20 protein-coding genes are annotated in these 21,871 nt (G+C 44.3%); 11 read left to right on the top strand and 9 right to left on the bottom strand.

Going from position 1 to position 21,871, the window contains the following annotated elements:
* Window positions 1-50: 50 nt before the first annotated feature.
* On the bottom strand, window positions 51-350 hold the full coding sequence (locus M5J74_RS21505) for a hypothetical protein (RefSeq protein ID WP_250013107.1): 300 nt from the start codon (window positions 348-350) through the stop codon (window positions 51-53).
* On the opposite strand from M5J74_RS21505, the gene M5J74_RS21500 reads away from it, so the two are divergent.
* Window positions 335-1,645, top strand: a complete 1,311-nt coding sequence (locus M5J74_RS21500) for an acetyl ornithine aminotransferase family protein (RefSeq protein ID WP_371933980.1) — start codon at window positions 335-337, stop codon at window positions 1,643-1,645. The two genes, M5J74_RS21505 and M5J74_RS21500, sit on opposite strands and share 16 nt — an antisense overlap.
* Before the next feature lie 31 nt (window positions 1,646-1,676).
* Complete coding sequence (gene fghA / locus M5J74_RS21495; RefSeq protein ID WP_250013105.1) at window positions 1,677-2,522, top strand: S-formylglutathione hydrolase; 846 nt, start codon at window positions 1,677-1,679, stop codon at window positions 2,520-2,522.
* Between the two features lie 35 nt (window positions 2,523-2,557).
* On the opposite strand, the gene M5J74_RS21490 is transcribed toward fghA, so the two are convergent.
* Window positions 2,558-3,163 (bottom strand): cytochrome b N-terminal domain-containing protein, encoded by a 606-nt coding sequence (locus M5J74_RS21490; RefSeq protein WP_106168852.1) that lies wholly within the window; start codon window positions 3,161-3,163, stop codon window positions 2,558-2,560.
* 154 nt (window positions 3,164-3,317) lie between these two features.
* On the bottom strand, window positions 3,318-4,181 hold the full coding sequence (locus tag M5J74_RS21485; RefSeq protein ID WP_250013104.1) for an alpha/beta fold hydrolase: 864 nt from the start codon (window positions 4,179-4,181) through the stop codon (window positions 3,318-3,320).
* 256 nt (window positions 4,182-4,437) lie between these two features.
* Between M5J74_RS21485 and rnc the strand changes: the two genes are divergently transcribed.
* A complete protein-coding gene (gene rnc, locus M5J74_RS21480; protein ID WP_015156058.1) occupies window positions 4,438-5,151 on the top strand; it encodes a ribonuclease III in 714 nt (237 codons plus the stop codon).
* A 36-nt stretch (window positions 5,152-5,187) separates the two neighbouring features.
* On the opposite strand, the gene M5J74_RS21475 is transcribed toward rnc, so the two are convergent.
* Window positions 5,188-5,742 carry a TetR/AcrR family transcriptional regulator gene (locus M5J74_RS21475; RefSeq protein ID WP_015156057.1) on the bottom strand — a complete coding sequence of 185 codons (555 nt, stop codon included), beginning with the start codon at window positions 5,740-5,742 and terminating at the stop codon, window positions 5,188-5,190.
* A 112-nt stretch (window positions 5,743-5,854) separates the two neighbouring features.
* Between M5J74_RS21475 and M5J74_RS21470 the strand changes: the two genes are divergently transcribed.
* Together M5J74_RS21470 and M5J74_RS21465 are read left to right on the top strand one after the other, a co-directional pair.
* Window positions 5,855-6,451, top strand: a complete 597-nt coding sequence (locus tag M5J74_RS21470; RefSeq protein ID WP_106216886.1) for a glutathione S-transferase family protein — start codon at window positions 5,855-5,857, stop codon at window positions 6,449-6,451.
* Window positions 6,452-6,531: 80 nt separating this feature from the next.
* Window positions 6,532-7,443, top strand: a complete 912-nt coding sequence (locus M5J74_RS21465) for a pyridoxamine 5'-phosphate oxidase family protein (protein WP_015156055.1) — start codon at window positions 6,532-6,534, stop codon at window positions 7,441-7,443.
* A 137-nt stretch (window positions 7,444-7,580) separates the two neighbouring features.
* Here M5J74_RS21465 and M5J74_RS21460 read toward each other — a convergent pair whose 3' ends face one another.
* Window positions 7,581-8,171 (bottom strand): thioredoxin family protein, encoded by a 591-nt coding sequence (locus M5J74_RS21460; RefSeq protein WP_250013103.1) that lies wholly within the window; start codon window positions 8,169-8,171, stop codon window positions 7,581-7,583.
* A 142-nt stretch (window positions 8,172-8,313) separates the two neighbouring features.
* Between M5J74_RS21460 and M5J74_RS21455 the strand changes: the two genes are divergently transcribed.
* Window positions 8,314-8,718, top strand: coding sequence for an NIL domain-containing protein (locus M5J74_RS21455; protein ID WP_015156053.1), 405 nt, complete (start codon window positions 8,314-8,316; stop codon window positions 8,716-8,718).
* A gap of 69 nt (window positions 8,719-8,787) precedes the next feature.
* Here the strand turns inward: M5J74_RS21455 and M5J74_RS21450 are convergent, their stop codons facing one another.
* Complete coding sequence (locus tag M5J74_RS21450) at window positions 8,788-9,864, bottom strand: DUF3616 domain-containing protein (RefSeq protein WP_250013102.1); 1,077 nt, start codon at window positions 9,862-9,864, stop codon at window positions 8,788-8,790.
* A gap of 165 nt (window positions 9,865-10,029) precedes the next feature.
* On the opposite strand from M5J74_RS21450, the gene M5J74_RS21445 reads away from it, so the two are divergent.
* The 3 genes from M5J74_RS21445 (at window position 10,030) to M5J74_RS21435 (ending at window position 14,888) form a co-directional block, all read left to right on the top strand.
* Window positions 10,030-10,560 (top strand): diheme cytochrome C, encoded by a 531-nt coding sequence (locus tag M5J74_RS21445; protein WP_371934070.1) that lies wholly within the window; start codon window positions 10,030-10,032, stop codon window positions 10,558-10,560.
* Window positions 10,561-10,886: 326 nt separating this feature from the next.
* A complete protein-coding gene (gene secA / locus M5J74_RS21440) occupies window positions 10,887-13,679 on the top strand; it encodes a preprotein translocase subunit SecA (RefSeq protein WP_015156050.1) in 2,793 nt (930 codons plus the stop codon).
* Between the two features lie 399 nt (window positions 13,680-14,078).
* Window positions 14,079-14,888, top strand: a complete 810-nt coding sequence (locus M5J74_RS21435) for a hypothetical protein (protein WP_146139725.1) — start codon at window positions 14,079-14,081, stop codon at window positions 14,886-14,888.
* A gap of 28 nt (window positions 14,889-14,916) precedes the next feature.
* On the opposite strand, the gene M5J74_RS21430 is transcribed toward M5J74_RS21435, so the two are convergent.
* Together M5J74_RS21430 and M5J74_RS21425 are read right to left on the bottom strand one after the other, a co-directional pair.
* Window positions 14,917-16,734: a bifunctional diguanylate cyclase/phosphodiesterase gene (locus tag M5J74_RS21430; RefSeq protein ID WP_250013100.1), complete on the bottom strand. Its 1,818-nt coding sequence runs from the start codon at window positions 16,732-16,734 to the stop codon at window positions 14,917-14,919.
* 314 nt (window positions 16,735-17,048) lie between these two features.
* On the bottom strand, window positions 17,049-18,311 hold the full coding sequence (locus M5J74_RS21425) for an OFA family MFS transporter (RefSeq protein ID WP_015156047.1): 1,263 nt from the start codon (window positions 18,309-18,311) through the stop codon (window positions 17,049-17,051).
* A gap of 224 nt (window positions 18,312-18,535) precedes the next feature.
* On the opposite strand from M5J74_RS21425, the gene M5J74_RS21420 reads away from it, so the two are divergent.
* Window positions 18,536-19,387 carry an ABC transporter ATP-binding protein gene (locus M5J74_RS21420; RefSeq protein ID WP_015156046.1) on the top strand — a complete coding sequence of 284 codons (852 nt, stop codon included), beginning with the start codon at window positions 18,536-18,538 and terminating at the stop codon, window positions 19,385-19,387.
* Between the two features lie 70 nt (window positions 19,388-19,457).
* Here the strand turns inward: M5J74_RS21420 and M5J74_RS21415 are convergent, their stop codons facing one another.
* A complete protein-coding gene (locus tag M5J74_RS21415) occupies window positions 19,458-20,399 on the bottom strand; it encodes a lipopolysaccharide assembly protein LapB (RefSeq protein ID WP_041463344.1) in 942 nt (313 codons plus the stop codon).
* Between the two features lie 748 nt (window positions 20,400-21,147).
* Between M5J74_RS21415 and M5J74_RS21410 the strand changes: the two genes are divergently transcribed.
* Window positions 21,148-21,786 (top strand): hypothetical protein, encoded by a 639-nt coding sequence (locus tag M5J74_RS21410; protein WP_015156044.1) that lies wholly within the window; start codon window positions 21,148-21,150, stop codon window positions 21,784-21,786.
* Window positions 21,787-21,871: the final 85 nt, after the last annotated feature.

Genomic DNA, 21,871 nt, shown 5'->3' with positions numbered 1-21,871 from the left:
ACTCAGAATTCATAATTATTAATTTAGAAGTCATCGTAGAGGTATCGGGCTTATGGTGTATCTTTTGTCAAAAAGAAGACAGAATCAGCGATCAGTGACCAGTTATCAGTTATCAGTGAAAAGTGGTAGTTGGTAGTTGGTAGTTGGTAGTTGGTAGTTATTCCCCCTTGTCCCCCTTGTCCCCCTTGTCCCCTAATCCCCACGACCGAAGGGAGTGGGGAAGAGCGAGTTCCCCCTTGTCCCCCTTGTCCCCTTGTCCCCCTTGTCCCCCTTGTCCCCTTGTCCCCCTTGTCCCCCTTGTCCCCTTGTCCCCTTGTCCCCCTTGTCCTTACCCATGCTAAGTATCCCAACTAAACGCCCTCTGCCGCTTGTGCCTCACTTAGTGACTTCCTTACCTGGTCCCCGCGCTCAAGTATTGGTAGAACGCGATCGCGCTGTCACGTCACCTTCCTATACCCGTGGCTATCCGCTTGTGGTTGCCCGTGGTGAGGGCTGCATGGTGGAAGATGTCGATGGTAACGTATTTTTAGATCTAACCGCCGGTATTGCCGTAGCATCGACTGGACACGCTCATCCTGAAGTTGTCGCAGCAGTTCAAGCACAAGCTGCCAATTTGCTCCATATGTCGGGAACTGATTTTTACTACGAGTCGATGGTGGAGTTGGCGGAAAATTTAGCAACTCGCGCCCCCTTTCTGATTCCGGCAAAAGTCTTTTTTAGCAATTCTGGGGCTGAGTCTAATGAGGGGGCGCTGAAACTTGCTCGTTACTATACCAGACGTTCTCAAGTTGTTGCTTTCTTGGGTGCATTCCACGGGCGTACCTACGGGGCAATGTCGCTGACGGGTTCTAAAGCCGTGCAACGACAGCACTTCGGTCCTCTATTACCAGGAGTGACTCACATTCCCTATGGTACTCATGCAGCGTTAGACTATCTAGAATCAAAGCTTTTTCCTACCGTTCTGCCTCCAGAAGATATTGCAGCAATTTTCGTCGAACCAATTCAAGGGGAAGGCGGCTATATCGTACCGGAAGATGGTTTTTTAAAACGAATTCGGCAGATTTGCGATCGCCACGGTATTTTGATGGTTGTCGATGAAGTGCAAGCGGGAATGGGTCGGACTGGGCGCTTATTCGCGATCGAGCATTGGGGTGTAGTGCCGGATATTATTACTTTGGCAAAAGGCATTGCTAGCGGTCTACCTTTGGGGGCAATTTTAGCGCGATCGCACCTGATGACTTGGCAACCTGGCTCTCACGCTACGACATTTGGAGGTAATCCCGTGGCTTGTGCGGCGGCTAACGTAACCTTACGGTTGTTGGAAGGTGGTTTGATTGAAAATGCTCAAAACATGGGCAACTTATTGATGTCCGGGCTTACGGAGCTGTCACAGCAATTTTCTTGGATCTCCCCTCCACGCGGCAAAGGATTGATGGTAGCAGTTGATATCTTGGATGCAGATGGTAAGTTAGATTCAGAGCGGCGCGATCGCATTATCGATTTTGCCTTTTTAAAGGGTTTGTTGCTCTTAGGTTGTGGCAAAGCAGCAATTCGTTTTTGTCCGCCATTAGTTATTGACAGCGCTCAAATTCAAGTTGCCCTGCAAATTCTTAGAGATATATTGCTGGAAGCGAGCGATTGTTAGTAGAGTGGGCAATGCCCATACAGGAAAATTCATGACCGAAATTAATTTAATTTCAGAATATAAATGCTTTGACGGTACGCAAGGTTTTTACCGCCATCATTCTCAAACTTGCAATATCGAAATGCGATTTGCAGTTTATCAACCTCCTCAAGCGCGATCGCAAGCCGTTCCCGTCCTCTATTTTCTCTCTGGCTTAACCTGTACCGAAGAAAATTTTATCACTAAAGCAGGGGCACAAAGGTATGCTGCCGAGCATGGATTAATTTTAGTGGCTTCAGATACTAGCCCCCGCAATACGGGCATTGAGGGAGAAGATAAGGATTGGGATTTTGGTACGGGTGCAGGTTTTTACGTGGATGCGACAGAGGAACCGTGGCGATCGCACTATCAAATGTATAGTTATGTAGTGAAAGAATTACCCACGTTAATTGCTTCACATTTTCCCGTCCAAGTCGAACGACAAGGAATCTTTGGTCATTCTATGGGCGGACACGGGGCGTTAGTTTGTGCTTTACGTAACCCCGAACTATTCAAATCTGTTTCTGCTTTTGCACCAATTGCTGCGCCAATGCAGTGTGCTTGGGGACAAAAGGCTTTTACAAATTATTTGGGAACCGAGCGGGAAACTTGGCGAAATTATGATGCAAGTGAACTAATAATCACTAACAAATACACTTCCCCAATTCTCATCGACCAAGGTACAGCAGATAAGTTTTTAAGTCAACAGTTGATGCCAGAAATATTTGAACGAGCTTGTCATCAGGTTAAACAACCTTTAACCCTGCGTTTGCAAGAAGGTTACGACCACAGTTATTACTTTATTTCTACCTTTGTGGGGGATCATATTCGCCACCACGCTGAGACTTTGTGTGGGTAGAGACGTTACATGTAACGTCTCTACATTAAAGGTATCTAATTTGCCGATTCGATCTGCTTCACCTCTTTTTCCTGTAGCAATAAACCTGTCAAATGAATAATAGATAGAACGATCGCGCCACCGGAAAGCAGGTAACTGTGGATGGTAAACAGGTGCTGAACTGTGACAGTATTTACCGCGCCGCCACCCGTAAGAATATTACGAAGCTGAGAACCAATCGCTGGAAGCGCTTCAATCGTACCTAACTCAATTGTGAATCGCCAGTAACCAATTTGCGTCCAATCAAGTAATATTGCCGTCCAGCTTAAACCGATCGCAGTAAGTGTTAGTAAAATACCGCTAATCCAGGCAGTTATCCAGCTTGGGCGAAATCTTTCTCCTAAAAACATGACAACGATTTCAACCAAGGAGACACCGATTAAGCCATTACCAGCAAGAGAGTGAATCCGTCTGATTAACCAACCGTTAGGAATCTGAGTTGCGATCGCCCTCAGAGAATTGTACGCTCCCCCTGCTGTTGGTTCGTAGTAAAATGCCAGTAAAATTCCTGTCAGTGCGGCGATCGAGCTTAAAGTCAACATCACTACAGCCAAAACTGTAGCCAGTCGTCGCAGTACAAAAGCGTAATAGCCATCTATCATGACTGAACCCTGCTTTTGATGAAAGTTCTTTGAGTATTTTTACCTTAGTATGAATTTTTATTACTAAAATGTCAATCAGGTATTAGTTACTAGTAACTGGTGGCTAGTGGCTAGAAAAGAGTCTAGTTACTAGTCACCAACCACTAGCCACTCACTAACTACTCAAAAACTCCCGCATATACTCATTGACTAATTCGGGTTTTTCCTGTTGTACCCAGTGGCTAGCATCTGGAATGTATCTAACTTGGAATGGATTTACGTAAGTAGCAGTACCATAACTCAATTCCCTACCCAAGGCTGTATCTTTTTCACCCCAAATCATCAATGTTGGTACGTTGAGTACACCCCAATTTGGGTTAGTCATACCTTGTTGCAACATATTGCGATAATAATTGAGGGCTGCTGTTAGCGCTCCACGCTTAGCTGCTGCATCTTTGTAAGCCTCAATATCTGCGGGAGTAAAAGCGCTCTTATTCACAGCCATACCTTTCAAGCCATTTTCAATTGCTTGGTAATCTCCCGCTTGAAGCAGCATTTCTGGTAAGACAGGAAGCTGGAATAGAAACATATAAGAACTCTTCAGCAATTGTTGCGGCGTGCGGAAACCCTCAGCAAATTTGGCAGGATGGGGTATATTTAGTACGATTAGGCATTCTACCATTTCTGGGTGAGCGTAGGCAAAACTCCACGCGATCGCTCCTCCCCAGTCGTGTCCGACTAAAATACACTTGTCGTATCCCAGTCCCTTAATGACACCCTCAATATCTTTGATAAACTCAGCCATGACATAAGCTGATTGCGCTTTTGGTTTGTCGCTGTCGTTATATCCCCGCAAGTCTAATGCTACGACTTTGTAATCCTTGGCAAACTCAGGGATTTGATGTCGCCAAGAGTACCAAAACTCAGGAAAGCCGTGTAACATCAACATCAACGGACCTTCACCTTGGGTGACGTAGTGCAGCCTCAGCCCGTTACTGATAATGTATTCGTGTTGCCAAGTACCTTCTAGTACGGACATAGCAATCGCTCCTCAAAAGTCAAAAGTTAAAAGTCAAAAGGCAAAACTGATAGTTGTATCTAGCTATTGGGAAGCTGACCGTAGTAATTAGACCACAGTAGTTAAATTTTCTCTGTGTCTTAAGGATGACTTTCGCACATGTCTCCCTGAGCGCGATCGCGACAAGATAGAAGATATAGCAGGCGAGCGATCGTCTATTATTTATTATTGACCAATGACCAACGACCAATGACCAATGACCAATGACCAATGACCAATGACTTTATTCTATCCGCGTCGGCAAAAGCAATTACAAAGCTTAGTCAATAAACTGGGAATCTCGACCTCAGCTCAAATCAATTGGCAATTGCTAGATTTAGCATTAACCCATCCTACTGTCTCAGCTCAAGCAAACTACGAACAATTAGAATTTGTCGGAGATGCAGTTGTGAGACTCGTAGCAGCCGAAGTCTTATGGGAAACTTACCCCGAATGTCCAGTGGGAGAATTTGCCGCAATTCGGTCAGTTTTGGTCAGCGATCGCATTTTGGCGCAACTAGCCACAGAATACGGCTTGGAACTCTATCTGCTTGTTTCTAACAGTGCTTCTACCGATAGAGCCGGACGAGAATCGCGACTAGCAGATGCTTTTGAAGCTGTTCTCGGCGCTCTTTATCTCAGCACCCGCACCCAAGAACTCGTGCGTCCTTGGCTCGATCCGCATTTTAAGCAACTAGCAGCAGAAATTCGCACCGATCCAGCAAGACACAACTACAAAGCAGCCCTGCAAGAGTGGACTCAAGCACAATTTAAGATTTTGCCAGAATATCGCGTCCGAGAATCTCTACAGCCTCACGGAGCTTTCGAGCGTTTTAGTGCTGAAGTTTGGTTGCAAGGGCGTTTACTAGGTCAAGGGACGGGACGCTCAAAAAAAGATGCCGAACAAGCTGCGGCTCAAGTTGCCTTTATTGCAGTGACCAGTGACCAGTGACCAGTTATCGCTCAACTACCAACTACCAACTACCAACTACCCATTACCATTTTCCAATAACATTTCTGGCAACCGCTTCAGTACTCTTTGAAAGGGTGCAGTGTCGTCCATGCTTCTAGCTAAGACGAGAGAGCCTTGAATTTGAATAATAGCGTCTTCTGCTTTTTGGCGGGCAAGTGTTGGCTCGATCCTTGCTTCTACTAGAACTTCAGCTAAAGTATCGATCCAGCTCTTAAGTGCTTGCTGAATTTGAATGTTAAATAAATCCTTGGCTTCTCCCAAAGACAGCACGGCTAATATACAAGTTTGTTCGCCGCCGCAATACAACCGATCTACATTCTCGCTCATTTTCTCTAGGCGATCGCGAGGCGTACCCGCACCTTTTAAGGGAACAAAAATATTCGCTTTCATCCATTCATCAACAAAGTTAAGTACGGCTTGTGCCATCTCTTCTTTGCCATTGGGAAAGTAGTGGTAGAGACTGGCTTTACCCAAACCCGTCGCTTTGGACAATCGCGATAGGGTTGTTCCTTCATAACCATACTGCCGAAAGACTTTTAAGATTTGGGCGATCGCTTCTGCTTTGGACATTTACAAAGATTAAAATTTTTGATTCTAATTGACATTGTACTGAACGATCGGTATAGTAAATTTACACCGAACGATCGGTACAAAAAAATTGACGCTCCACATAGAGGAACTAATGATTCAGCTATATGACTTTGTACTATCTGGTAATTGCCATAAAGTCAGGCTGTTGCTGTCGATATTGAACTTAGATTATGAGTCAGTACCCGTCAACTTAAAGGCAGGAGAACACAAAACCGAACGATTTCTGCAACTCAACCCTTGCGGACAAGTACCAGTTTTTGTGGATGGTGATGTAATATTACGAGATTCCCAGGCTATTTTAGTGTACCTAGCCCGACGCTACGGCGGCGAAGATTGGTTACCTCTAGAGCCTGAAGCGATCGCAAAAATTATGCAGTGGTTGTCTTTTGCCGCGAATGAGATTGCCAATAGTCTAGCGGCGGCGAGGAGATATTTTATCTTTAAAGGGCAATTGGATATAGATTTAACTCAACAGAAAGCTTATCAAGTATTGCAAATTCTCGATCGCCATTTAACGAATAACCAGTGGTTAGAAAGCAGCCATCCTACAATAGCCGATCTTGCCTGCTTCCCCTATGTCGGACTAGCCGCAGACGCAAAAGTTGCTTTAGATAACTATCCTCACGTTATTGCCTGGTGCGATCGCATCAAGCGGTTACCAGGTTACGTCAGTATGCCAGGACTGTAAGTCAAAAATCAAAAGTTAAAAGTCAAAATTGTGACACTCATTATGCAGAGTGTTTTGGTTTCAGACATTTTGTAAACTAAATGCGTAACATATCAACTTATCATGCAGGGGAACTAACAGTTCAAGCACAAGCGGGAGTGCAGACAGAAGCAGCACATTTAACTAAAATTATTGGTGCGAGTATTAATCCAACTGCACGCGACTTTCTACGCACGCAAAGATTGGCGATCGCGAGTACGATTGACAAACATGGTAAAGTTTGGGCATCGCTGCTAACAGGAAAACCTGGTTTTGTACAAGTAGTAGCAGAACAACTCGTTCAGGTTCAAACAACAGCTAATTCTAGCGATCCGTTACTAAAAAACCTGTCAATACATGACGATATCGGTATTCTTGTTATCGATTTAGCGACTCGGCGGCGCTTACGGATTAACGGCAAAGCAGAACTGAAGCAAAATGGACGTATTGACGTGCAGACTCAGCAAGTCTATTTCAACTGTCCTAAATATATTCAAACCAGAGATTTAGTGGCTGAAAGCGATCGCCAAACAGCGATACCCGAAGTTTATAGTTATACAGCCTTGACTCCGGCACAACAGCAATGGATTACTCAAGCAGACACATTTTTCATCGCTAGCTTCCACCCCCAAAGTGGTGCTGATGCATCTCATCGGGGAGGATATCCAGGTTTCGTACAAGTGTTGAACGCGACTGAATTGGTATTTCCCGATTATACGGGCAATAATATGTTCAACACTCTTGGTAACATTGCCCAGTATGCTCAAATCGGCTTACTGTTCCTTGATTTTGTCTACGGACATACCTTACAACTAACTGGCACAGCCAATATTATCTGGGATACAAATCGCATAGCACAATTTATCGGTGCAGAACGCTTAGTAGAAGTCCACATCGATTGGGTGTTAGAAACAACACATGCGACTAATCTATGCTGGGAATTTGCACAATACTCGCCGTACAATCCCAAATAAGTAAGTCAAAAGTCAAAAGTTAAAAGTCAAAATGTCTGAAGTTGGTAGTGGTAAGCGTTTCGATCTTACTGATAGTACAAGTTAAATGCGTGACAGCTTAACAGTTTAGCCAACTACCAATTACCAACTACCATCAATCACTTCACCACCTGGGAGCTATGTAAACGTGGATCGTCAGTTTCAGAGGATGGAGTAACATTTGCTTCGTATTTGGAGACTTGACCGCTAGCGGAAGTATAAGGCAAGGGCGCATCATTTAATAAAGCTTCTAAGTTACTTACCATAATACTGCGCGGTTGTTCTCCGATCGCCTGCGCGATCGCCTCTCCTTGTTTACCTAGATACACGAAATGGGGAATCCCGTCAACTCGATATTTCAGAATCTCTGGCAACCACTTGCTGTTATCCACATTCAGCATGACAAAGTTTACCTTGCCGGCGTACTCTTGTTCTAGCTGAGCAATATCTGGAACCATTTTCTGACATACCGTACACCAGTCAGCATAAAACTCCATCAGCGTTGGCTTGCTGTTGCTCAAAGCCACTTCTAGCGGTGTCGAGCGATCGCTTAATGTTGCTAGCGTCACTGCACCCGTTTGAGTCCGTAAGCCAAGGAATAAGGCGACACTCAGAGCGATCGCAACTAAAACTACAATTAAATTTCTAACCCGCTTTCCTACCGTCAACTCAGTAGGCTCAATTGGAGGATCTGGAGTATTCAAACTCATAAAGCTTTTATCAAAACTTAATCAAGCAACAGTTTTCATTTTAATCGAACGGTCATCAAAGGTTTTTGTTACAAATTAGAGAAGATAGGAAAATTCGGAAGTAGGACATAACTACTCCCTGCTCCCAACTCCCTGCTCCCTAATGAAAAAAAGAGTTACCCTGACCTTCCCTCGTCGTGCCATACAAGTACCAGTGACATACAGACTGGCAAAAGATTTTAACGTTGCTGCTAATATTATCCGCGCTCAAGTTGCCCCTAATCAAGTTGGTACGTTAGTTGTAGAATTGTCAGGAGATATCGATCAACTCGATGCGGCGGTTGATTGGATGCGATCGCAAAACATCAACGTCTCTTCGGCAATGGCTGAAATTACCATCGATCGCGAACTTTGCGTAGACTGCGGTTTGTGTACCGGAGTTTGTCCCACCGAAGCCTTAACCCTTAATTCTGCCACATTTGAACTGACATTCACGCGATCGCGCTGTATTGTCTGCGAACAGTGCATTCCTACCTGTCCAACGCAAGCCATCTCAACAAACCTTTAAAAAGTCAAAAGTCGTAAGTTATTGCTAACTACTCTTTTCTAGTCACTAGCACTAGTCACTAGTCACTCTCTACTGATAACTGAATACATCTGCCCACACGCCACCTTCACCCTCCAATCTTGCTGCGGCGGGCGCGTCGTAAATCACCAAAAGCGACGGAGTTTGAGTATATTCATTAAACGTAATCATTCCTTCTGCGTGGTCGTCTCCAATACCGAAAGGGATTTCTAACATAACCTCTGGGTAAGATAGCGTATTTTCAGCTATATTTACACCATTGTGCCAGCGATAAACTCGGACTGGACCATCTAAATCCATTGTCGGTCCCGCTAAGATTAAAAAATCTTTTTCATCTACGTGTAGATCTCGAATACCTAAGCCATTCAAATAAACAAAATGCTTTTTATAAAGATTTTGTTCTGCTCCAATTTGCTTTAGCTTTAAAGTGTCTTCTCGAACATCTATTTCTAACTCTAACTCTAAGATCGCTGCCCAGCCCCGCAATACTGGACCCCGTAAACCAAGAAAAACTTTTTGTTGATATATTGCTATTCCTTCTACGTCAAAACCATTATCTTTACCGGGAATATTAGTCTTGACAAAATCGCCAAGGTGGGGATCTGTTGCTAAAGCTTCAGTAAGCATATTACCCCCCTCTGTTAGTTTAACTTTTGCCGCAGTCAAGGTGACATCTGGATTTTCAGGGTGGGGACATGACTGACGCAAATTGCCATCAACTAAAGGAATACGCCCAATAATATAACGATTTTCTTCCGTTTTTATCTTAGCTAATCGTTCAATATTCTCCACATCAGTATGTTCTGGTTTTGGCTTTTTGCGCTTCCAACTATGAGAACCAATAAACCAGAGATAGTAATCGTGATAAGCTAATCCTTCAATATCAATTTCCTCGTCTTCCGGTTTTGGTAGCTCAATAAAATCTTGAACGTGAAATGTGTGATGTTCGGCAAAGCAGTTTTGCTGCTCTACAAAAGTTAGACGTTCGATAGTCGATGTTTCATCCGAACCAACCCACAAATGATGTTTGGGAAAAAGGAGTACTGCTGAAAGATCTGTTCGACTTTTTTTGAAGCTGTCATTAAACTTGAGTAGAATGCGATCGCATTTGCTAGGAGAATAATTCATGGTAATTGGTAATTGGTAATTGGTAATTGGTAGTTGGTAGTTGGTAGTTGTTCGCTGACAAATGACTAATGACTAATAACCCAAAGTGTAAAATTTTCTAAATTTGACTGCCATCAGTCACCAACTTGCTTACAAATGACTAATGACTAATGACTAATGACAACTATGTTACCTGCCCTCAAATCGAAACCACATCGCCCAAAAAGCAAGCGATCGCCTGCGATCCTCTTTCTGTTAATTTTAGCTTGGAGTATTGCTGCTGCTTGGGTTTTAGCAATAGCAACGCACGCCCAACCAGCTAACACCATTGATGCAGTTCCCCAACGCTATCAACTAGGACAAGAACTCTACTTGGAAAACTGCGCGACTTGCCACATCGCCGTTCCACCAGCCGTCTTACCCGTGCAAACTTGGCAGCGGCTGCTACAAGATACCCAGCACTACGGCGTACAAATCAAACCCTTAGTCGATCCACCCCGCATTCTAGTGTGGAATTATCTCAGATTTGCTTCCCGTCCCCTCAACCAAGACGAAGAAATACCATACCGCATTGCCAACTCGCGTTATTTCAAAGCTTTGCATCCCAAAGTCAAATTACCAAAACCAACTCAACTCAGCAGTTGCGTCACCTGTCATCCCAACGCCAACGCCTTCAACTTCCGTAGCCTTACATCAGAATGGGAGAATTCCCCATAATTGTCATTGCTCATTGGTCATCGGTCATTTGTAGTTATTCTCCCTTGTCCTCCTCGTCCTCCTTATCCCCAACTCCCATACTCGAACCACTCCCGACTCCCGACCAAAAGCGATCGCCTATCCGCACCATTATAGAATTAGGGTAAAATGATACGATCTATAAAGTTTATATCAAGACCGATAGCCGAAACACTGTACAATTGACCAATTTTGTCCATCCAAAAGGCTAGTATTTGAGTTCTAGCGTCCCACCAGTATGAGCTGATGGCAAAATCAAAACTCACAAATTAAACTTCCTAGAAATCCTTAAGTTCTCCTGACCTACCATGCTAAAAACCTTGCTGGGCGATCCCAACGCTCGTAAGCTCAAAAAATATCAGCCTTACGTCACAGAAATTAATTTATTAGAAGAAGACATTAAAGCTCTCCCTGACGAGCAACTAATTGGTAAGACAGCAGAGTTTAAACAGCGCCTCGAAAAAGGTGAAAGCTTGGATGACATTCTGCCAGAAGCATTTGCTGTCGTGCGCGAGGCGGGACGCAGAGTATTGGGAATGCGGCACTTTGACGTGCAGTTACTAGGTGGTATTATCCTCCACCAAGGTCAAATTGCCGAGATGAAAACGGGTGAGGGTAAGACCTTAGTGGCAACCCTGCCATCTTACCTCAATGCATTGACAGGGAAAGGAGCGCACGTAGTCACCGTCAACGATTACCTGGCAAAGCGGGACGCTGAATGGATGGGTCAAGTGCATCGTTTCTTGGGGTTGAGCGTCGGACTGATTCAACAAAGCATGACCCCAGACGAGCGCAAGCGCAACTATGCTTGCGATATTACCTATGTCACCAATAGCGAGGTGGGTTTTGACTACCTGCGCGACAACATGGCTACCCACATGGATGATGTCGTGCAGCGTCCCTTCAACTTCTGCGTCATTGACGAAGTAGACTCAATCTTAATTGATGAAGCACGCACGCCTTTAATTATTTCTGGACAAGTAGAAAAACCGACAGAAAAATATATCCGTGCCTCTCAAATTGCCGCTGCCTTGCAAAAAGACGAGCATTACGAAGTTGATGAAAAAGCGCGGAACGTGCTACTAACAGATGAGGGTTTTGCTGCTGCCGAAGAATTGTTGGGAGTGACGGATTTATTCAACCCCGATGACCCTTGGGCGCATTTCGTTTTTAACGCCCTCAAAGCTAAAGAATTATTCCTCGGGGATGTAAACTACATCGTTCGCGAAGATGAGATAGTCATCGTAGACGAGTTTACCGGACGGGTGCTACCAGGCAGACGCTGGAGTGACGGATTGCACCAAGCCATTGAAGCCAAGGAAAGGGTAGAAATTCAACCGGAAACTCAAACTTTAGCCACGATTACCTACCAAAACCTATTTTTGCTCTATCCAAAACTGTCGGGGATGACAGGGACGGCAAAAACAGAACAGGCAGAGTTTGAGAAGATTTACAAACTCGAAGTTGCAAGTATTCCTACCAATAGAACGACAAAACGCCGAGACTTATCTGATGTAGTTTACAAGAATGAAGCAGGTAAGTGGCGGGCGATCGCTCAAGAATGTGCTGAGATGCACGAAAAAGGTCGCCCTGTCCTAGTCGGTACGACTAGCGTGGAAAACTCTGAAGTTCTCAGTCGGCTGCTCAACCAGTTAGAAATCCCATATAACCTACTCAATGCTAGACCGGAGAACGTCGAACGGGAATCGGAAATTATCGCCCAAGCAGGTAGAAAAGGGGCTGTTACGATTGCTACCAACATGGCAGGACGAGGTACGGATATCATCTTGGGTGGTAATGCCGATTATATGGCACGCCTGAAACTGCGGGAATACTTCATGCCGCGGATCGTGATGCCAGAGGATGAAGACGTATTTGCCGTACAACGGGCGGCTGGTTTACCTACAGGTAGTAGCAGCGGTCAGGGTTTTGTCCCTGGAAAGAAGGTCAAGACCTGGAAAGCATCGCCCCAAATTTATCCCGTCGAGTTATCGCGAGAAACCGAGCAAATGCTCAAAGCAGCCGTAGAAGTTGCGGCGCAAGAGTATGGGGAAAGAAGTTTATCGGAACTCGAAGCCGAAGATAAAGTCGCCGTTGCTTCGGAAAAAGCCCCTACAGATGATGTGGTAATTCAACGCTTGCGGGAAGTTTACAACCAGATCAAGCACGAATACGAACAATTCACCACTAAAGAACACGATGAAGTGGTAGGGTTAGGTGGACTGCACGTCATTGGGACGGAACGCCACGAATCGCGCCGGATTGACAACCAGTTGCGGGGACGTGCCGGACGGCAAGGCGACCCTGGCTCGACACGGTTCTTCCTCAGTTTAGAGGATAACTTATTGCGGATTTTTGGTGGCGATCGCGTTGCTGGGTTGATGCAAGCCTTCAATGTCGAAGAAGATATGCCCATCGAATCGGGATTGCTCACGCGCAGCTTAGAAGGGGCGCAGCGCAAAGTAGAAACCTACTACTACGACATCCGCAAACAGGTATTTGAGTATGACGAGGTAATGAACAAGCAGCGGCGGGCAATTTACGCCGAACGTCGTCGCGTCCTCGAAGGTCAAGACTTAAAGGAGCAGGTACTCAAGTACGGCGAGCAGACAATGAACGAAATTGTCGATTACTACATCAATCCTGACTTGCCTTCGGAAGATTGGGATATACCAAAATTGGTGAGCAAGGTGAAGGAGTTTGTCTACTTGCTGGCAGACTTAGAACCTGAGCAAATGGAAGATTTGACGGTCAGCGACATTAAAGCCTTCCTTCACGAACAAGTCAGAATCGCCTACGACATCAAAGAAGCCGAAATCGAGCAAATTCGCCCAGGATTGATGCGCCAAGCCGAACGCTTCTTTATCTTGCAGCAAATCGATAGCCTGTGGCGAGAACATCTACAACAAATGGATGGACTGCGAGAATCTGTAGGCTTACGCGGTTACGGACAAAAAGACCCGCTGATTGAATACAAGACAGAAGGGTTTGAGATGTTTTTGGATATGATGACCAACATTCGTCGAAATGTGGTATACTCTCTCTTCCAATTCCAACCTCAAATCGAGCCGTCAGTTACGGCGCAGTCAGAAATGGTTTAAATTTTGTAGGGTGGGCATTGCCCACCTAATTTTTTGTCTATTTTTTAATAGAAAAGTTGCGATCGCTTGTGATAATAGTTAACAACCGAATGGTTGACTTAATTATAAAAATATAAAATTATACCTTGAAATAAAATTTTAATTATATCTCCACTATAAAGAAAACAATATCATAAAATGAGGCTAATTTTCAACGGCAATTCACCGATTTTAAAAACTGATATTTTTCACTCAAGTCGAAATTTATCGATTGGATAGAGACGTATTAGTATCTTTGCCGATCGTAGCGTCATTCAATCGCGAGTTGCTGACAACTACCCCTGTAAATAGCTGCGCAAAAGCTAAAGAGAACCTGTAAAACGAAGAAAAAAGTTTTTTGTCCTCTATAATTCCTTTTTCGTGACGATATATGACTTCGATCGCGTAATGAGGCATCAAAAAATTATTTTAGAGCTAGCTACTCAGCAGCAAATCGAGCCGGAAAGACAGCGAACAATACATTCTAAACCTACTAGACGTAAGCAGACGCTTGTAGATCGACCATCCACCCAACAGACGCGGATACATCCATCTCGCCGCCGTCAGCGACGACTAAGGCGCGATCGCTGGCACAAGTTAGTTATTTTAATCCCTACAGTTGTTCTCAGTTTGTTGTTATCAAAATGGCTGCTATCGCTGCAAACTCAGTTTTCTCAAGCAAGTACTTTTCGATCTCAACCAGCACCAATTTTGGTTTCTCCAGTAGATGCGCTCAGCCATGCCATTATTAATCAAGAAAGTACGAATAATCATCAATCGCTGAATCCCCATTCTCAAGCTTTGGGACTAGCTCAAATTATGCCTGCAAATATTGGTGCTTGGAGTAAGGAAGCACTCGGTCATAGCATATCTGTTGATGAATTTCTCAGCAATCCCACAGTTCAAAAGCAAATTATTCATTACAAATTAGAGCAATATTGGCACGACGCTTTAGTTACAAGTCAAGGTGATGAAGAGATAGCAGTATTAAGAGTAGCAAGCCACTGGTATAGCGGTAGTCCTGACTTATATAAATCTAAAGCAGTTCAGTGGTATAGAGGAACAGACGGCAAATTACATCGCTATCCTTCTGTTGCTAAATACAGCAATTCTATTTTGCAAAAATACAAGCAAAACGTTGGAGAGGTAGGAGAAAATTCAAAATTCAAAATTCAAAATTCAAACTTGTAGAAACGTTACATGTAACGTCTCTACACTACTAACTTAAGTATTGCAGTGGTAGATCTTGAGCGAGTAGAGTTTCAATCGCGGCTCGATCTAAAGGTTTAGCAAATAGATAACCTTGTCCGTATTCGCATTTGAGCGATCGCAGTTGGAAGAGTTGTTTTTTTGTCTCTATGCCTTCGGCAACGACATCCATACCCAAGTTCCAAGCTAGGGCAATGATGGTACGGATAATTTCAATTTGTTCGACACTGCGATCGACATCGCGCACGAAGGAGCGATCGATTTTTAAGGTATCGAGGCGTAGGCGATGTAAATAACTTAAAGACGAGTACCCCGTGCCGAAGTCATCAATAGATAACCGAATACCCAAAGCTTGTAATTGGCTAAGCATACTCGTTGAAGACTGGGCATTTTCCATGAGTACGCTTTCGGTAATCTCTAGTTTGAGCAAATGGGCATCAAACCCAGTTTCTAGAAGAATTTGTTCGATCTGCTGCACGAAATTGACTTGAGAAAACTGTTTGCCAGAAATATTGACGCTAATAGTTAATGGTGAATGCAGAGGAAATTGTAACTGCCACTGGTGCATCTGGCGACAGGCTTCTCGCAATACCCACTCTCCCAGAAAGATAATGAATCCTGTTTCTTCGGCAACGGGAATAAAATCACCAGGCGAGATCAAACCTTGTTGGGGATGATGCCAGCGTACTAAGGCTTCAAAACCTATGAGTTTGCCCGTACTTAGAGCAACAATTGGTTGATAACACAAAATAAATTCTTGCCGCTCTAAAGCTTGATGCAAGTCGCTCTGAATTTTTAGTAATTTGAGGGTCTGAACGTGTAGTTGGCGATCGAACAAGGCATAGCCAGCTCTGCCTGTTTTCTTTGCATGGTACATGGTTAGATCGGCATCTCGCAGCAAATCGGCAGCACTGTCATAGGCAGTGGAACTAGAACCCACAACAACGCCAATGCTGGCACTGGCAGCAACGGTATGACCTTTTAAATTGAATGGCGTACATAGGCTTTCTAACAAGCGCTGTGCTATTTGGATCGCGTCGCTAGTATCTTGAATTTCTTCGAGTAAGACAGCGAACTCATCGCCTCCCAGCCGAGCGATGATATCAGTGTTGCGCAGGCATTGGCGAAAGCGAGTTGAAATTGCAACTAGCAGCTCATCGCCTATTGTATGTCCCAAACTATCGTTGATAATTTTGAAGCGATCGAGATCGATAAACAATACGGCAAATTGATATGTTGAGTCGTATCGTACCGTTCTAATTGCTTGTTCGAGCCGTTCCACTAATAGCGTGCGGTTAGGTAACCCTGTCAACGTATCGTGAAGGGCATCATAGACTAAAAGGGCTTCAGCACGGCGGCGATTGGCGATCTCGCGCTGGAGTTCCAGATGCATTTGTTTCAATGTCTGGTTTTGTGCTGCTATTTGTTTAGCTTGCTCGTAACTCCGTAGTGCTTCGCGCACGGTTAAACTGAAGTCTGTCTCGTCCCAAGGTTTGGTAATGTAGCGGTAAAGATGGGTGCGATCGCTCGCTTGGATGGCATGACTGATTTCAGCTAGTTCAGCGATGAGAATTTTGGGTGTTTTGGGAAATTGTTGATGCAGCTGGGTTAGCAGAGTTGCTCCATCCATTTCAGGCATAGCGCGATCGCAGATAATCAGAGGGACTTCAATTTGATTTTGGCTAAGTTCAGTAATTATGCTCAAGGCTGCTACTCCGCTTTCTGCTAGCTCGATCGCATATCCGGTAGCGATTTGACTCAAGCTATCGTGCAGGCTAAGTAGTATGTTGCGTTCGTCATCAACACAAATAATTGTCCCTTTATTCATTGGTTGTGAAGAATTTTCGAGCATATATGAAACTAGTGCAAAAAAGCAGAAGACAGAAGGCAGAAGCGAATAATGCTTGCAAGATGAGATCGCAGTGTTTTTGCAACTGCTGAAGTCCTGTTGCCGCACTAGTCTTTCTATATAGAAAGTTTGCCCATATTTCCTCAATAAACTCACAAGTTACCGAACAGGGAGCAAGACAAGTCGCGCATTCGCAATTAATTCCGAATTCCGAATTCCGAATTCCGAATTCTCACCATGCATCACTCTCTTCTCTTTCCCTACTCCCTACTCTCTGCTCCCTTTGAATAGCACTAGCTTCTAGCAACAGGTTCTTCTAAAATTTCAGACATAGCAGGCAGACGCTTCAAGAAAAATACAGCAACAATCGTCCCCGCGATCGCTAAACCTGCCATTGGATAAAAGGCATAAGTATAGCTGCCGAAAATATCTCGAATTCTGCCAGCAACGATCGTACCGAAAAATGCTCCAACACCGTAGGCAGTAAAGATAATCCCGTAATTTTTGGCGTAGTTTTCGGCTCTAAATAGAGTTAAAGTTGCGGTTGGCGCGATCGCCAGCCATCCACCTAAAGATAGCCAAAATAAAGCAAAAGCCGCTATGTATGTCAATGTAGCGCCAGTACGAGCATTCAACATCAAGATCGAAGCGATTAGAATTAGCACGTAAGAGGCGATCGCCGCTATTTTAGGACTGAACCGATCTGTTACCCAGCCAAATAACGGTCGTCCTAGTCCGTTAAAGATGGCAAATAGCGAGACAGTCATCGCTGCGGTTGTGGAGTCGAGTTCGATCATTTCTTGTGCTACAGGACTGGAAATACCAATTGCCGATAGTCCTACAAATGTTCCAATCGTGTAGCAAGTCCACAGTCCGTAAAAGCTTTGAGTCTGCCAGATTTTCTCAGTAGTTACTCTAACTGAAGTGACTCTTGCCGATGCTACATTCCCTACTGTAGGTTGCCATTGTGAAGGAGGCATTTTTAATTGCGTGGCGATCGCGACCACAATAACACTAAAGGCAATGCCTAAAATCGTAAAAGTTTGCCGCACCCCGTAAGCATCGATTAAATTCTTAGCTAAAGGTGCGGTAATTAACGGCGATAGTCCAAACCCAATCACCGTCAAGCCTACAGCTATTCCTTTTTTATCGGGAAACCACTTAGCCGAGACAGCTAACGGGACTCCATAGGCAATTCCAATTCCCGCACCAGCCACTAACCCGTAGGCAAAGACAAGCATTGGCTCGTTGGTAGCAAAGCTAGTGAGAATATAACCAACTCCCATCACTACACCACCAACAGCGGTGACAACACGAGAACCAAAGCGATCGATTAGAAAGCCTGCGATCGGCATCAACAGTGCAAAAACGACTAAAAGCACGGTAAACGGCAACAAACTTTCTGTTGCACCAATATTGAGCAACTTTTCTAAAGGTTTTCTGAAAATACTCCAAGAATAGACCGTACCCAGGCAGAGCAGTACGACAATTCCTAGAGGGATCAGCAGCCATCTACCCCTTTGTGCAGGCATACCAAACAGCTTGATGGTATCCATAGTTTTTTGATTATGGTAAATTGTGAATCTTTAGTATTTATCTATATCAAATAAGGTAAACAAAATATTACTCAAGTTCATAAAACTAGACAAGAGTGATAATGGGTAATGGGTAATGGGTAATTGGTCACTGGTCACTGGTCACTGCTCGTGCGCTCCCTGCTCCCTTTCCACTGCTAACTGTTAACTTAGGAGAGGATTAACTTAACTTATTGCAACAATTCATGTCTGCTGCTGTCTCGCTGCAAAACGTTTACAAGTCATACAACAACATTTCAGTTGTCAACGACCTTTCTTTTACTATCCAACCAGGGGAGATTTTTGGTTTACTCGGACCCAATGGTGCTGGTAAGTCAACTACGATTCGGATGTTAACAACGCTGACCAAACCAACCCAGGGTCAAGTTGAAGTAGCAGGATTCGATCTCTTGCGTCAATCCATACTGGTGAAGCAGTACATTGGCGTAGTCTTGCAGCAAACCAGCGTCGATAACGATCTCTCGGTTTGGGAGAATATGGAACTACACGGACGATTGCATCACATTCCCAATCCTCAGCGCCAGCAGCGGATCGGTCAATGGCTGAAATATGTAGAGTTAGCAGACCGTCGCGATAGTTTAGTCAAAACTCTCTCAGGAGGAATGAAGCGGCGCTTGCAGATTGCCAGAGCTTTGTTACACCAACCACAGATTTTATTTTTAGATGAACCAACCGTAGGACTAGACCCTCAAACTAGGCGGCGCTTATGGGAAATTATTCTCGATCTCAACAAGCAGGGAATGACGATACTGCTAACCACACACTACATGGAGGAAGTCGAATATTTGTGTAACCGCATTGGAATTATGGACGGTGGCAAGCTGATTTCCTTGGGAACTTTATCACAACTGCGATCGCAGTATGGTGAAGGGTTAGTGATGAAGCAAGTCGAAGAACGCTGGGAATATCTATTCTTCCCCACCTTAGAAGATGCCAACACCTTTATTAACCAACAACCAAACAAAACTGGAATGATGGCGCGATCTTCTAACCTCGAAGATATCTTCGTCGAACTCACAGGACGTAGGCTGGATTAGACGAGAAGGAGGGAGTAGTGACTCCTGGCTCCTAAATTTTGACTTTTGGCTTTTGAATTTTGACTTTCAGTCAAAGCTGCGGCTCCGTACCACGATTGCTAGCTGGTAAAGTCATGAGGATTTCTCGAATTGCCTTTTGCGCTACTGGTAAATTTGGTTTGATCGACAAGGCTTGTCGGTAGGCTGCAAGAGCGCCATTCAAGTCGTTTTGCTGCTTGAGTAAATCGCCAATCTGCAAATAGACTCTAGCGTCTTGAGGTTCAAGGTGAGCAATCTGTCTGAAAGTCATGAGCGCTGCTGGTGTATTGCCTTGAGCAATCCAGACCTTGGCAAGAGCTTGCAGCAGTTTTGGGTTATTAGGTGCTTGCGTTACTGCTTTTTGCAGTGCAGCGCCCGCTGCATCATATTCTCCTTGTTCTAGCAGTAGCAAACCCATTAACTCGTTCGCATAGGCATTATTAGAGTCACGGTTTAAAACTTGTTGATATGCTTCGGCTGCACCGTCGTAGTCTCGCAGACGGAAGGAAATCACACCTAATCCTAAATAGGCATTTAAGTTATTGCGATCGAGTTCGATCGTGCGACGGTAAGCAGCTGCGGCTCCAGCATTATCCCGCAATTGCCCTAAACAATAGCCTAAAGCATAATGAAAATCGGCATGATTGGGAGCAACCGCGATCGCGCGACGATAGGAGACAACAGCAGCAGAATAGTTTTTTTGTAATGCTTGAATGTAACCCATAGTAGAGTAGATGCGAGCATTTTTGGGAGATATTTTAGCCGCTTGTTGATATTTAGCGATCGCGGCTGGTAGTTTGCCTGTATCCATCAATCTTTGCCCTTCTTGCAACAACTTCTCCAGCAGTTTGCGTTTTTTGACAGGGCTGCTGGGAAGGGCAGCTTTTGGGCTTTTTTGGGCGATCGTTGTTTTTGCCGTAGTCGGCGCTGGAGCAATGGCAGTCAATCCAGCTAGTAACAATAAATTAATTCCGAATAAAGTTAGTTTTGACACGGTTAATCTACTAGGGTATTCAGTCAATTTTGCTAGGTTTGTCAGCGATCGGATTTTCAGCCAGCACATTGTAACAGCTAAAATAGCTGTTGCTTTTACGAGTAGACATTTTGACTTTTGTACGGGCAGGTTCTTTAAAGAGTTCTGTCTCCAAGGGAGATTTTGGGTAACCTTACCCCTACAGCTTTTGGCTTACTGAAATCTTTACTGTTGCCAGCTATGAATTTTGCTCTATCTAATTAGCACACCTTTTTTGCAAAATTGACAAATACTTTAAGCTTCGTTACAAAAGAAATGACCCACACTAAGTCAAAAAGTATTTCTATATACATAGCTCGGCTAGCATAACTCTCCAGTACATTGAGTCACTACTGCTAATTTCTCTATCAGCCGGCAAACTATTGGAGCTATACGCTAAGATGTGTTTTCGTAGCGCTGGCGTTCCCTTCAATCCTTTCTTTGACGACAGCAGCTATAGAGAAATTAGGCAAGCACGTATCTAGAAAAACAGTATTAATTCTTCTTGCTTGTTAGCTCAGAAAATCTAGTAAAGCTAGTGACAGTTTCAACAATTATCAAAAGTTCTCTTTTCTCAAAGTTTATAACTTGTTTTTACTTCTAAAGATAGATACCTCAACTATTTCTACTGATAGATAGGTAATTTGCTAATTTAATCTAAATTAAGCTCAGGGTGAATTAGCTAAAAAAAATCTTACAAAAGTACAAAAAAACAAAGGAGTTAATAGCTATGTCATATGTCAATCGACCAGTAAATGAAGTCATGACCGAACCAGCGGTTACAGCTAGGGTCACAGATTATCACGATCGCGTTCGCTGGGGTCCAATTCTATCAGGATTAGTTGTCACATTAGCAACTCAATTGATCTTAAGCGCATTATTTGGTGCAATTGGAGCAGACACGGTAGCTGGTTCGGGCGCGCCTAGAACCAACGCCCCTAACGTTGCAGGAAATGTTGGTATCTGGTCGGCTATCGGTTTGTTAATTTCTCTGCTCACAGGCGGTTGGTTTACAGCCCGCGCTTGTGGACCGATGAATCGCTCTACAGCACTACTTAATGGTGCAATTCTCTGGGCAACAACTCTCGCGCTTAGCTCTTGGTTGTTGGCAAGTGGAGTTACTGGTGCTTTCGGTCTTGCTACCAATGCGGCTGCAAATGCTGCTGGAGTAATTAGCAACCAGGTGCAACAAGGAGTCAACTTACCACAAGGTGGGAATCTAACTGCCGAACAAGCAAAAGAAGCTGCTGATGCAACTGCAAGAGGCTTGTGGTGGTTTGTGTTTGGTTCCTTGCTAGGTTTAATTGCATCCCTGATTGGTGCTGCGGCTGGTGCGCGTAAACCTCGTACTAACGGAAACTATACTTAATCAGAACTGCATAGTAGTTTTTGACATACCGAACTAGGTAAACAATTTGCATCAATAGCCTAGTTGACATCTATAAAAAGTACCT

It is taken from the genome of Chroococcidiopsis sp. CCNUC1 (assembly GCF_023546805.1).
Classification (GTDB): domain Bacteria; phylum Cyanobacteriota; class Cyanobacteriia; order Cyanobacteriales; family Chroococcidiopsidaceae; genus Chroococcidiopsis; species Chroococcidiopsis thermalis.
This window is presented reverse-complemented; position numbering and strand designations above follow the sequence as displayed.

Excerpts from the sequence above, each read along its gene's own strand:
- M5J74_RS21465 (WP_015156055.1), top strand. The coding sequence starts at position 6,532 with ATGCGTAACATATCAACTTATCATGCAGGGGAACTAACAGTTCAAGCA.
- M5J74_RS21475 (WP_015156057.1), bottom strand. The coding sequence starts at position 5,742 with ATGTCCAAAGCAGAAGCGATCGCCCAAATCTTAAAAGTCTTTCGGCAG.
- M5J74_RS21450 (WP_250013102.1), bottom strand. The coding sequence starts at position 9,864 with ATGAATTATTCTCCTAGCAAATGCGATCGCATTCTACTCAAGTTTAAT.
- M5J74_RS21420 (WP_015156046.1), top strand. The coding sequence starts at position 18,536 with ATGTCTGCTGCTGTCTCGCTGCAAAACGTTTACAAGTCATACAACAAC.
- secA (WP_015156050.1), top strand. The coding sequence starts at position 10,887 with ATGCTAAAAACCTTGCTGGGCGATCCCAACGCTCGTAAGCTCAAAAAA.
- M5J74_RS21455 (WP_015156053.1), top strand. The coding sequence starts at position 8,314 with ATGAAAAAAAGAGTTACCCTGACCTTCCCTCGTCGTGCCATACAAGTA.
- rnc (WP_015156058.1), top strand. The coding sequence starts at position 4,438 with ATGACTTTATTCTATCCGCGTCGGCAAAAGCAATTACAAAGCTTAGTC.
- fghA (WP_250013105.1), top strand. The coding sequence starts at position 1,677 with ATGACCGAAATTAATTTAATTTCAGAATATAAATGCTTTGACGGTACG.
- M5J74_RS21410 (WP_015156044.1), top strand. The coding sequence starts at position 21,148 with ATGTCATATGTCAATCGACCAGTAAATGAAGTCATGACCGAACCAGCG.
- M5J74_RS21500 (WP_371933980.1), top strand. The coding sequence starts at position 335 with ATGCTAAGTATCCCAACTAAACGCCCTCTGCCGCTTGTGCCTCACTTA.
- M5J74_RS21485 (WP_250013104.1), bottom strand. The coding sequence starts at position 4,181 with ATGTCCGTACTAGAAGGTACTTGGCAACACGAATACATTATCAGTAAC.
- M5J74_RS21445 (WP_371934070.1), top strand. The coding sequence starts at position 10,030 with ATGTTACCTGCCCTCAAATCGAAACCACATCGCCCAAAAAGCAAGCGA.
- M5J74_RS21425 (WP_015156047.1), bottom strand. The coding sequence starts at position 18,311 with ATGGATACCATCAAGCTGTTTGGTATGCCTGCACAAAGGGGTAGATGG.
- M5J74_RS21490 (WP_106168852.1), bottom strand. The coding sequence starts at position 3,163 with ATGATAGATGGCTATTACGCTTTTGTACTGCGACGACTGGCTACAGTT.
- M5J74_RS21460 (WP_250013103.1), bottom strand. The coding sequence starts at position 8,171 with ATGAGTTTGAATACTCCAGATCCTCCAATTGAGCCTACTGAGTTGACG.
- M5J74_RS21430 (WP_250013100.1), bottom strand. The coding sequence starts at position 16,734 with ATGAATAAAGGGACAATTATTTGTGTTGATGACGAACGCAACATACTA.
- M5J74_RS21470 (WP_106216886.1), top strand. The coding sequence starts at position 5,855 with ATGATTCAGCTATATGACTTTGTACTATCTGGTAATTGCCATAAAGTC.